This window comes from Belliella alkalica (assembly GCF_022549785.1).
GTDB classification, from domain to species: Bacteria; Bacteroidota; Bacteroidia; order Cytophagales; family Cyclobacteriaceae; genus Belliella; species Belliella alkalica.
Genome location: NZ_JAKZGO010000007.1, coordinates 88485 through 100588, shown reverse-complemented (window position 1 = coordinate 100588; position 12104 = coordinate 88485). Strand labels below are relative to the sequence as shown.

Sequence of the window (12104 nt, the reverse complement as noted above, 5' to 3'; positions counted from 1 at the left end):
AGTCTAACAATACCTATGAGAAATCCCCCAATCAGTTGAGGCAGGAAGACGATGGGGAAAATATACCATGGAAGGATTTGTGGATCAAATGATACTAAACTTTACTTTTTCACCAAAATTTTTCTGTGAAATAATATTGATTGCTTGATCAGAAAGTTGAAAAACTCTGGGGTAGCCACCTGTGACTTGTGCATCTCGCATCAACACAATCAGTTTTCCTGAAGGAGTGAGTTGTACCGTGCCTGGATAAACTGGTGAAGTCAAAATCTCCTTAAGCTGATTGGAAACATTCCCTTCCAACTGAATTCCCATGCGATTTGAGATGGGAGAAATCTTAAATTCAGAATTCAAAATGAAACTTTGTTGTTCCAAAGTCAAGTCTTTCCATTCAGGTCCTTTATAGACCTCGATTTCCTTATCTTTAAACCAAGAGCCATCTAGTTTTGGATGGGAAAAATGATCCGAATGGTACTTTTCTTCTGAAAGGTAACAAATAGAATCTCCTTTTTTCAACCGTGATTGCGAGCTAATACCAGAGTACCAGCTTCTGCTATCCATGAAAATTGGTGTTTCCAAACCTCCTTCCAAAGCCATGTAAAGCCATTGTCCTCGAAAGAATTTACCAATTTTGATTTCATCATCACAAGCTATATTTACTATTTGTCCAAGTTGAATAGGTTTACCGTTGTGAAATATTTCTGCCAAAGCACCTGTAAACACGATTCTCGTCGGCATCTCAAAAACCATTTTAGGACCAGAGATTCCAATTTCCAATGCAGCTGCTTTCTTTTGATTTCTTAAGAGGACATTTCCTTGCATTAAGGAAAATTGATCCATAGCACCTGAATAGGGCACACCATATTCCGCAAAACCAAATCTTCCCTGATCTTGAATAGTACATAAACCACCGGATTTTAGAAAATGTATGTAAGCAGTTGTCTTAAGCATACTCCAATTCATATTTGCCCGTAAGAAGCTGGTTGGAAATAGACTTAAACTCATCTTGATCAATTTGGTGGAATTGAATAAAATCTCCTTGTTGTGCGATGGTTGGAATTGGTTTTTGAGGATCAAATAGTGTCAAAGGAGTTCTTCCAACCACATGCCAACCACCTGGACTGTCCATAGGGTAAATCCCCGTTTGGCGACCTCCTATGGCTACAGAGCCCTTGGGAATCATCAAGTCAGGAGTTGATTTTCTTGGGCTGTGCAACTTTGGATCCAAGCCACCCAAGTACATAAATCCAGGTAAAAAACCATAAAAAAACAGTCTATACTTCTTTGAAGAATGTAACTCTATTAATTCTGAGGCAGATAGCTTTTTGGATTTAGCCAAATTTTCCAAATCAATACCATATTCACCTTGATAACAAACCGGGATTTTGAAAATCTTTGGTTCAAAGTGTTGTACATCAGTTTTCAAATTTTCTAATTCATTCCAAATGATCGACCATTGTTCTTTCTTTATGTCTTGATCAAACAATACGGAAAGTGAATTAAAACCAATTCTAATTTCAAGTACACAATCACCATAATGTTGCTCCAAGTGATTTTTATACATCAGCTGATCCTGTAAGATTTCATCTGAAATTTCCTGTGGCCAGTTGATTTCTAAAAGATTGGGTTGTATCTGAAAAAAACGCTTTTCCATAGTTTTAAGCAGAAAATTGGGAGTTGATCATTTTTAAGATTTTCAACGCGTTAGGATTGTCTCCATGGATACACAATGTGTCAGCCTTTATTTTGACTTGCTTCCCAGAGATTGTTTTGATCGATTGATCAAGGATCATAGATTTCACATGTTCATAAACATCATCGACATTAGTCAAAAGTGCCTTCGGGTGATTTCTTGAAACCAATGACAAATCATCTTCATAACTTCTGTCTGCAAAGATCTCAAAGGCAACTTTTACTCCAAATTTTGGTGCAAGAAGTGAAATGATGGATTTGGGAGGGCAATAGAGTAATTGATCAGGGAAATTTGCTTGCATCAATTTCAAAAACAGGATAGCGAGCTTTTCATCTCTTGCCAATTCATTATAAAGAGCTCCATGTGGTTTGATGTGATTGATAGTCAAATCTAGAGAGTTGCAAGCATTTTTGAAATTTTCAAGTTGGGAAGTCAACGAGTTAATTAGCTCTGTATCTTTCAGGTCCATTTTCACTCGACCAAAGTTTTTGATATCAGGATAGGAGGGGTGGGCACCTATTTTCACATGATGTTTCATTGCTAGCCGAAGGGAACTCTTAATGCTTGAAGTATCTCCATAATGTCCACCACATGCAATATTGCAACTTCCAAGAAAAGGCATCAACAGAGAGTCATTGGGCATACCTTCACCCAAATCACAGTTAATGTCGATTGCCGTTTTGATCTTGCTCATCTGCTCAAAGTTAGCTTTTTTGAGCAAAACCAAAGCTATTTCAAAGTAACTTTTTGGGGAAGTGGGCCATCTATCGAAAGTTTGTAGGCTGCCATTTTTGAGGCTGATTTCACGCATTGAATCCAATCATCTCCATCCAACCATGCGGATAAAAATCCGGCCCAGTATGCGTCTCCCGCCCCCGTGGCATCACCGACTACTTTTACCTCATCAGCAGGAACGATAATACTTTCATTGTTTTCCAATCTAAGATGACTTCCTTCTTTTCCTTTTGTAAAACAGATGATTTTTGCTCCCCAATTTTTGAAAATATCAATCGCTTCTGTTTCTTCTATTTCCTTTTGAAAAATACGATTGCAATCGTCCTGACTGACCTTTACAAATGGAGACAAAGAGCAATATTCTTTGATTACTCTAATCGCCTCTTCGTGGTCAGGCCAAATTGTTGGTGCATAATTTAAATCTATACTCAACTGAACATCAAATTTATATGCTCTTTTTGCTCCTTCAATAATTGAATGTTGGGCGGGCTGTTTGCTCAAGGCAAAACAAGTAGTATGGTAAAGCCTTGTTTTGAGGAGGTAGTCATCTGGAATATCATCTGGAAAAATAAAATGATCAGCTTCCCTATATGCAATAAAATCAGGTGTACCATGAGATCTGGAGAGTAAAACCATGCTTGTGGGAAATTCTTTCCGCTCTTTAACACCGGAGGTGGAAAGTCCAAGTTTGTTTAATTCATGGATCAAGTATTCACCCATGCCATCTTTGCCAACACTCGCGATCAGATGGACATTTTTACCTAGCCTTTTGAGATTTGCGCCAAGGTTAGCTGGACTTCCTCCTTGAAATCTTCTAAATGAATGGGTTCTGAAAATTTCATCTCTGATTTCATGCCCTATAAGGTCCACCAGAAGTTCCCCAACAACGATGATGTCGATTTCTTTATTCATTTTTAATCTAGTAGGTAAAACCCTTTGCTAATTGTATTACTAAGTATAAGTTGTCCTGCAGCGCTCCAAGTGCAAGCATGAACACCACATGGCGACAATGTTTGCCCATGAAAGCATTCATTGAAGCCCCAGTTATCTTTGCTGTTTAGTGCAATGATAGCGTTCAAAATCTCCTCAGCAGGTTTTTTTCCTGCTGAAATATAGTTTGCCACACCCCAAAAACCATTAACCATCGGCCACACACCTCCATTATGAAACTCATGGGGTATATTCCTAAATTCAAATCGATAATTTTGTTTCAATAGATTGAAATCAGGATTATCCGAGTCGATGGTTGGATAAAATGCTGGAATCAATGGTGTATTCCTATCCGTTGCCCAAGAAAGACAAGCTTGAGGATTGGGATGGATTTTGAAAATCATAGCCAAAGCATTTCCCAAACCATCAAAGTAATCTTGATATCCAGCTGGATTGAAAGAAGCAGGTAGATAGGATTTTTTGGAAAAGTTTCTCAGCAGGTTATTCTTTGCTGTAGGGTGTATTCCTGCATGTTTCCATTTATCAGAAATGTCAAAATTTTGATGAATGGCCAACTTTACAAATTCAGCTTTATCTGACCATTGTTGATTTTGAAGTAAGTCTCCTGATAGTTTCAAAGCCGCGTAGCGTAAAACTTGGTCATAAAGAACATATCCACTTAAGATGTATTCATCTGCCCAATCGCCAGCTAGAGGTACATAAATAAGGTCTTTATTGTTATATTCCCACGCTTGATAAAGTTGGTGGATTCTGTCTATGTTCTTCTTATATCGATTTAGGAGCATTTTATCCCCAGTATATTTGGAGTATAGACAAAGTCCAATTATCCACCAACTCCCTGTATCCGCTCTTCCTGCAAGTCCACCAAAACTCACTTCATCTGTAGTCAACTCAACATTAGAGGGAATATGACCTTGAGGACTGATAGCATCACCTAGGGTGATCAAAGTGTCTCTGAAAGTAGCAATCAAATCTTCTTCACGAGAAGCCAAAGCAGCGATACCAGTAATCACACCGTCTCTTGCCCATACTCTCTGATAGTTATCTTTCTTCAATGCCGAAGCGAGGAAGCCCTTTTTATGTGAAGATTTTCTAACTACTTCCAGTGCTTTTTCATTTGCTATCTGTATATCCATACGATGATAAATGTGATGATCAATAAAAAGATTGATAGGATTCTATAATTTTTGTACCATGGCAAACCTTGCAGAGAGGCTGTTTCGTCGGTGTAAATCTTATTGTTCCAGGTATAATCTGCTACAGCCTCTGCGCTAGGAGGTGCTCCGTAGATACTTGCAATCACATATACCACTGAGCAGAATACAAACAGTAAAGGTGCCGTATGTAAGAAATGCCACTGACTGATTCCAATTTCAGGCATAAATACTTTTAAAATAATCAACACAACAGCAACCAAAAAACCAGATATCAAACTAAAAAACGATCCATCTGCATTTCCCTTTTTCCAAAACATTCCCCAAATAAATACAACAACCACAGGTGGAGCTATCAAACCTACGACCATTTGAAGGTATTTGAAAAGTGAGTCAAATTTCTCAATCTGAGGTGTCCATGCCGCTGCCAGTAATACCAAGATTACTGTAGCAAACTGACCTACTCTGACCAATTGCTTGCTGTTTAAACCAGGTTTTAGGTTTTTAACAAAATCCATTGTTATGAGTGTAGATGCTGAATTTAATGTTGCACTGATGCTTGATGACATCGCTGCCAACAAGCCAGCCATCAGCAAACCAACTAGCCCTGCTGGCAACAAATCAAAAACCAAAGTAGGGAACACGGTGTCAGGATTTTCCAAATTTGGGTAAAGAACCCGTGCCATGGTGCCGGGGAATACCATGAAAAACAAAACTGGCAATTTCAACAATCCTGCAAAAAGCGCTCCCCATCTTCCGTGATTCAGATCTTTTGCAGTCAAAACCCTTTGAACCATAAATTGATTGTTTGCCCAGAAATAGAATCCCAATAAAGGCACTCCAAACAATAATCCAGTCCATGGAACAGAAGGATCATCCATAGGTCGAATCAAACTTACCATTTCTGAAGGAGTCACTGCCATGACATTTTCCCAGCCTCCCACAGCCTGATAGGTGACATAGGTCAAAATCAATGAACCTGCAAACAATAGAATAGCTTGTACCACTTCAGTGTGCACTACAGATGAAAGTCCTCCAGGGATTGTATATGCTGCCGCTGCAAATGCCAAAATCAAAATAATCACAGTCATGCTGATATCTGGAAAAACCAATTTCAATATCAAACTTCCCGCGTAAAGCCCTGCGGCTGTTTCTATCAAAATGTTTCCTACCAATGTGATAAATGAAAAGTAATATCTGCTCCTTCTGTCATATCTTCTTTCCAAAAATTCAGGCATGGTAAAGACCCCTGACCTCAAGTAAAATGGAAGAAAAAAGATGCTGAAGAATACTAAAATGACTGCTGCCATCCATTCATAATTATAAACAGAAATACCAGTACTGTAAGCATCACCAGCAAGCCCGATTAAAGTAGTACTAGAAATATTGGCTGCAAATAGTGATATACCGACAATTGGCCACGTCATGCTCCTGCCTGCAAGAAAATAATCCTCAGAGTTTTGCCGTTTTGAATGGTAAAGCCCGTAAAAAATCATTCCAATCAAATAAACAACCATGATCAAAAGATCGAGGTTATTGATAAGCTCTTTATTCATCTGATGTACATTTTGGGTAAATTGATATATCGCCAACAGTTCATTTTGTGAACTTTCCCTTAGCAAATAATATTTGATGAAAAGTAAAAGAAAAAATAATTATATCGCAAGGCCAAAATTTTCGCAAAGGGTTGTGCAACCGTTTGCGAAAATTTTATTTATAATCTGTCTTAATAACATCATGATTATTGCCTGGCATGAGATATTTCAATATGATTATCCGCCATCATGCCACTAAGAAATTGAACGATTGTTTTTTGGCAAACTGATACTGATACATATTAGATATTTATTGATATTGGTTCGAAATCACAGGTTAATTTTATTACTTAGATTCTACTGGGATGAAAACTGATATACATATTATTAAATATGATTATCCTCAATGATCCTGACACTAATGTGTAAACCAAATTCAGGCAAGATCTATGTGTCAAAATATATCATCAGTTTCTACTATGAATCTTTCTTATTCTAACAGACAGAGATTTTTTTTGAAAAATAATTTTAGATTTAAACAGATTTTTAATTGGTTTTTGTCGTATTTGTTTGTTTGAGAAAAGAAGAGGGGTAAATGCAAAAAATCCATATTTACTAGTACCATGAATGAAAAAAAGAAATTAACATTAAAAGATATTGGGAAAGAATTGGGGATATCAGTTTCTACAGTTTCAAGAGCACTCAAAGAGCATCCTGATATTGCCCAAGAAACCATCAAACTTGTAAAAGAATACGCTGAATCACATAACTATGTGCCAAATTTACTTGCGGTAAATTTCCGCAAAAATAGGACATTCAATATAGGTTTGATAGTTCCAGAATTGGTGCATCATTTTTTTTCAACAGTCATCAGTGGAGCAATCTCAGAGGCAAATAAGCAAGGCTACAATCTGATGGTATCACAATCTAATGATATTCTTAAAGATGAGGTTTTGGCAAGTCGAGCGATGCTCAATAGCAGCGTAGATGGTTTATTGATTTCTATTTCAAATGAAACCCATGAAGGAAAGCATATTATGGAATTTTTGGAAGAGGGAAAGCCAGTGGTTCAATTTGATAAAATCACAGATGAACTGCCTACACCAAAAGTAATTGTCGATGATTTTAATGGAGCTTATGGAGCTGTCAATCATTTGATAACAGAAGGCTTTACCAAGATAGCGCATATAAGAGGAAGACGAGATGTGAAAAATGCTTCTGAAAGATGTGAGGGATATAAAAAAGCATTAGAAGATGCAGGGTTAGAACAGCAAGGTTATTGGGTTAAGGTCTGTGTGAAAATTTCAGAACAAGAAGGTTATGATTTCACCAAAGAACTGATGGAAGGGGAGAACCCTCCAAACGCAATTTTTTGCATCACAGATTTGGTTGCTTTAGGTTCTATGAGATACCTCAAAGAAAATAATTATAACATTCCGAAAGATATTGGAATTATAGGCTTTAGTAATTGGATGCTTTCAAAGGTAATCTCTCCACGTTTAAGCTCTGTCGAGCAACATGGGTTCCAAATGGGAGTAGAGTCAACAAAATTACTCTTGGAGATGATCAAAAACCATGATGTAGAAAGTAACCAAACAGTAGAATTAAAAACTGAATTGATTGTAAGAGAGTCTTCACAGTTGTCTCAATTGTGAGAATAGAGAACGAATAATTTTTGAGATTTGATTCTGATCAATTCAGTAAATTAGGTCAAAAGATCAAACCTATTGCTACAAATGCGCGATGTGGGGATTGAATTTAAAACGATATGATTATGAGTGAATTAAACTCAGAATATAAGAAATGCCTGGTAGAACTCAAGAGCAGGATCCGTTCTTCACAAATTAAATCCGTCATAGCAGTTAATAATGCATTAATCGAGTTTTATTGGCACTTAGGAAAAATGATTTCTGAAAAAGAGAACGTATGGGGCAGCAAATTGATAGAGCAAGTTGCCAAAGATTTGCAAAGTGAATTTCCAGAAATGAAAGGATTGTCTAGAAGAAACCTGTTTAACTGCAAACAATTTTATAAGTTTTACAGCTCCCAATTAGTGCAACAACCTGTTGCACTAAATGAGCAAGAAGCTAAAAACCAATCAGAAAATTCACAAAATGAACAGTTTGTATTAGTACAACAGCTTGTTTCAAAAATTCCTTGGGGGCATAATATTTATGTTTTTACGAAATCAAAAGATGTCAACGAAGCTATTTTTTATATCTAAAAAACAATAGAAAATAACTGGAGTAGAGATATTTTAGATCTTCAAATAAAATCTGATTTATTCCATAGACAAGGTAAATCTGTCAATAATTTTAAAAACACTTTACCTGAACCTTTGTCTGATTTAGCAAAACAAACACTTAAAGACCCTTATGTTTTTGACTTTTTATCTTTGAGCGAAACTTTCAAAGAAAAGGATCTTGAAAAGCAATTGATACAACATATTACCAAATTTTTATTGGAGTTAGGAAAGGGCTTTGCATTTATTGGGCAACAATATCATATGCAAGTTGGTGAAAGTGATTATTACATTGATTTATTATTTTATCATACTAAGCTAAAATGTTATGTGGTAATTGAATTAAAAAATAGCAAGTTTATTCCTGAATTTGCAGGTAAGCTAAATTTTTATCTGTCAGCTGTGGATAGCTTAATGAAAGATGATGAAGACAATCCAACCATCGGAATCCTACTTTGTAAAGACAAAAATAATATTGAGGCAGAATTTGCATTAAGAGACATAAATAAGCCAATGGGAATAAGTGAATTGAAAATGATAGAACATTTGCCCGAAAATCTAAAAAGTAGTTTACCTACTGTTGAAGAAATTGAAGAAGAGTTTAAAAAACTGGACCATGGAGGGTAAGTTTATTCAATAGCTGAAACAAAAGATATTGGAAAACCGGTGGTTGATATATTAAAATTGACTTTGGACGGAACAGGTGAAAATCAAATATGTGTATCCGCTTTCTTGCACGTAGCCAAGCAATAGAATATTGGATGAACGATTTGTGAACTGTTGTCTGTTGACGAGCATCCGCAACTTACAAAGCTACTTCTTACCCTACGTGCAACATTGCGGATACTCATAAAATCAAATGTGGAAAAGCTCATTTCGACTAATTTGAAAGCCTCGAGTATAAAGTCGTGAATAGAATTGGGCAATTGATTGATTAGTGAAAGACATTTTTAGAAATTTAAATATTATTTTCTTTTTCCATCCCTTTTAAATATTAACTTTGTTCAGCCCTAGAAATTACTTATGGAAACACTATTTTCACTTGTTTTGCTGACAGCAATTTATGGACTTGCATTTCTGTCAATTATGCCAGAAAGGTATATCAAAAAGTTAAGTCCATCTTATCATCATAAGCATTTGCCTGAATATAAAAAATTTGCACTTGGAGGTTCAATATTTCTTTGTTTTTTGGTAGGTTATATCTGCGCTTCGGCCATGCTTTACTTTTTTATATAATGAATTCTTTTCCATTATTATACTGATTCGTGACACAGAGAAAGGTGCGGTTCGCTTTCATTTTTCAATTTCGAAAAAAAAACAATGATGAATCTGAAATGATACCTAAGTGGATCAAAAACCAAACCTTCAGCAGGTCTTTATTTTTTTATTGAAGGAATACAAAATAATTCGTGGATAGAAATTCAATTTTTTCTAAATTAGAATTAAATAAACCAACATTTTTGTGAAAGACCCTATTATTCTTCCTTTAGTACAAGATGAATCTTGGCTAGAAGGACATTCGCAGGACATTTATAAGCGTTATCAAAGATATCAATCAGCCATAAAAGAAATTGTCTCTTTCAGTGGTAGCATTTTGGAGTTTTCAAGATCCCATGAATATTATGGAATTCATTTTGAAAAGCTTAGAAATGGATGGATTTATCGAGAATGGGCTCCGATGGCTCACAATCTGTTTTTCATGGGTGATTTCAATTATTGGAATAGGTATAGCCATCCAATGAAGCGAAATTATCGGGGTGATTGGGAGATATTCTTGCCTTATGACGAATACAAAGATAAAATAAGGCATAAAGGAAAAGTAAAAGTTCATGTAGAGGCTGACAACGGTGCTTATGATCGAATTCCTGCTTACATCAGAAGAGTAGAGCAAGACTCTGAAAATCATGATTTTGCAGGTCAGTTGTGGTTTCCAGAAGAAAACTTCAAGTGGACAGACAAAAAGTTTTCTGCTAAAAGTAACAAAGCACACCCAATAATATATGAGTGCCATATCGGAATGGCCCAGGAAAAGGAAGGTGTTGGAACATATCTTGAGTTTGCTGAAAATATCCTTCCAAGAATCAAAGAAGGAGGATACAATACCATTCAGATGATGGCTATTATGGAGCATCCATATTACGGTTCTTTTGGATATCACGTTTCTAACTTTTTCTCGCCGACTTCTAGGTTTGGAACACCTGAGGAATTGAAATACCTAATCAATAAAGCCCATGAAATGGGTATAGCAATTATTATGGACATTGTCCATTCCCACGCAGTCAAAAATATCAATGAAGGCCTCAATGAATTTGATGGTTCTAACCATCAGTACTTTCATCCTGGTCCAAAAGGCTACCATGAAGGTTGGGATTCAAAGTTGTTTGATTACGGAAAATTTGAAGTAAAGCAGTTTCTACTTTCCAACATACTGTATTGGATGGAAGAATTTCATTTTGACGGATTTAGATTTGATGGAGTCACCTCCATTCTATACCATCACCATGGTCACACTGATTTTGATAAAGTCGAGAAATACTTCGATGAAGGAGTGGATGAGGATGCTGTCTTGTATATGCAGTTGGCTAATACTTTGATTCATGAATATTCTGAAAATCAGATTTCTATAGCTGAGGAAGTTAGTGGAATGCCAGGCCTAAGTCGCCCACCAGAAGATGGAGGAATAGGTTTTGACTTTAGATTGGCTATGGGAATACCGGATTTTTGGATCAAAACTTTGAAGCACAAACCAGATGAACATTGGGATATGTTTGAGATGTGGCATGAGCTGACCAATAGACCGAAAAAGGAAAAAACAATCGCCTATGCAGAATCCCATGACCAAGCATTGGTAGGAGATAAGTCTATAGCTTTTTGGCTAATGGATAAAGAGATGTACTTCAGTATGGCAGTTGGACAAACAAATTTGGTCGTTGATAGAGGCATCGCATTGCATAAACTTATCAGACTAATCACTATAAGCCTTGGAGGCGAAGGTTACCTGAATTTTATCGGGAATGAATTTGGCCATCCAGAATGGGTCGATTTCCCACGAGAAGGGAATAACTGGAGTTATCAATATGCAAGACGACAATGGTCCTTGGCAGACAATAAAGATTTAAAATATAAATTTTTGAATCTGTGGGATAAGCAAATGATCAAGCTAATTGATAGTAACAAAGCCTTGAAAGCAGCTCATGCAAAGCAATTGTTTCTTGATGCAGAAAAGAAAATTTTGGTGTATGAGCGTGCTGAATTGATTTTTGTATTTAGTTTCAATATCAGTGAGTCATATTTTGGATATGAAATCTCCGTTCCAGAATCTGGCGAATATTCTATTGTCCTTAATTCAGATGACAGTGACTTTGGAGGATTCAAAAGAATCGATACTTCAATATCTTATTGGACAGATGATGATAATAAGATTCAGATTTACCTACCAAATAGGACAGCGCTGGTGTTGAAGAAAGTGAATGGTTAAAGTGAGTTTATATTTAAATATATTATGAATTATGAATATCCGCTTTCAAACCAGTACCCATATTTAATTAGGTACAAACTTTGAATTCAGCTGCTGTCGACTGTCGACTGTCATCCGTCGACGATTATCCGCTTGATCCAATTGTTTTATTTACCTTATGGTGTAATTGCGGATAATCATATTATGAATAATTAATAGAGACTGTATTGTAATTAAGTACAGTCTCTTTTGTATTAAGTTCGGTATTTGATTCAATTTTCATATAGTCAAACAATAAGCTCTTGAATTACAGTAATGTTTAGCTACATTTTTGAATAAA

11 protein-coding genes are annotated in these 12104 nt (G+C 36.2%); 5 read left to right on the top strand and 6 right to left on the bottom strand.

The window, feature by feature from the left end; translation table 11 throughout:
• Nucleotides 1-84: 84 nt before the first annotated feature.
• Genes MM213_RS10205 through MM213_RS10180 form a run of 6 tightly spaced genes read right to left on the bottom strand, consistent with a single transcriptional unit; the run spans nt 85 to nt 6086 of the window.
• Entirely contained in the window at nt 85-948 is an 864-nt protein-coding gene (locus tag MM213_RS10205) for a 5-oxoprolinase subunit C family protein (RefSeq protein ID WP_241411966.1), read from the bottom strand.
• A complete protein-coding gene (pxpB, locus tag MM213_RS10200) occupies nt 941-1651 on the bottom strand; it encodes a 5-oxoprolinase subunit PxpB (protein ID WP_241411964.1) in 711 nt (236 codons plus the stop codon). Before pxpB ends, MM213_RS10205 begins: the two co-directional genes overlap by 8 nt.
• Nucleotides 1652-1655: 4 nt before the next feature.
• Nucleotides 1656-2384: a 5-oxoprolinase subunit PxpA gene (gene pxpA, locus MM213_RS10195; RefSeq protein ID WP_241411962.1), complete on the bottom strand. Its 729-nt coding sequence runs from the start codon at nt 2382-2384 to the stop codon at nt 1656-1658.
• Nucleotides 2385-2419: 35 nt separating this feature from the next.
• A complete protein-coding gene (locus tag MM213_RS10190) occupies nt 2420-3337 on the bottom strand; it encodes a carbohydrate kinase family protein (protein WP_241411961.1) in 918 nt (305 codons plus the stop codon).
• 2 nt (nt 3338-3339) lie between these two features.
• Complete coding sequence (locus MM213_RS10185; RefSeq protein ID WP_241411959.1) at nt 3340-4512, bottom strand: amylo-alpha-1,6-glucosidase; 1173 nt, start codon at nt 4510-4512, stop codon at nt 3340-3342.
• Nucleotides 4497-6086 (bottom strand): sodium:solute symporter, encoded by a 1590-nt coding sequence (locus MM213_RS10180; RefSeq protein WP_241411957.1) that lies wholly within the window; start codon nt 6084-6086, stop codon nt 4497-4499. The genes MM213_RS10185 and MM213_RS10180 overlap by 16 nt, the downstream gene beginning before the upstream one ends.
• A gap of 602 nt (nt 6087-6688) precedes the next feature.
• Here MM213_RS10180 and MM213_RS10175 point away from each other — a divergent pair.
• From MM213_RS10175 to MM213_RS10155, 5 genes are all read left to right on the top strand, one after another.
• Nucleotides 6689-7720: a LacI family DNA-binding transcriptional regulator gene (locus MM213_RS10175; RefSeq protein WP_241411955.1), complete on the top strand. Its 1032-nt coding sequence runs from the start codon at nt 6689-6691 to the stop codon at nt 7718-7720.
• A 119-nt stretch (nt 7721-7839) separates the two neighbouring features.
• On the top strand, nt 7840-8289 hold the full coding sequence (locus MM213_RS10170; protein WP_241411953.1) for a DUF1016 N-terminal domain-containing protein: 450 nt from the start codon (nt 7840-7842) through the stop codon (nt 8287-8289).
• Between the two features lie 114 nt (nt 8290-8403).
• Nucleotides 8404-8934: a PDDEXK nuclease domain-containing protein gene (locus tag MM213_RS10165; protein WP_241411951.1), complete on the top strand. Its 531-nt coding sequence runs from the start codon at nt 8404-8406 to the stop codon at nt 8932-8934.
• A gap of 396 nt (nt 8935-9330) precedes the next feature.
• Nucleotides 9331-9543: a hypothetical protein gene (locus tag MM213_RS10160; protein ID WP_241275703.1), complete on the top strand. Its 213-nt coding sequence runs from the start codon at nt 9331-9333 to the stop codon at nt 9541-9543.
• 226 nt (nt 9544-9769) lie between these two features.
• Nucleotides 9770-11785 (top strand): alpha amylase C-terminal domain-containing protein, encoded by a 2016-nt coding sequence (locus tag MM213_RS10155; protein WP_241411950.1) that lies wholly within the window; start codon nt 9770-9772, stop codon nt 11783-11785.
• The last annotated feature ends 319 nt before the right edge of the window (nt 11786-12104 follow it).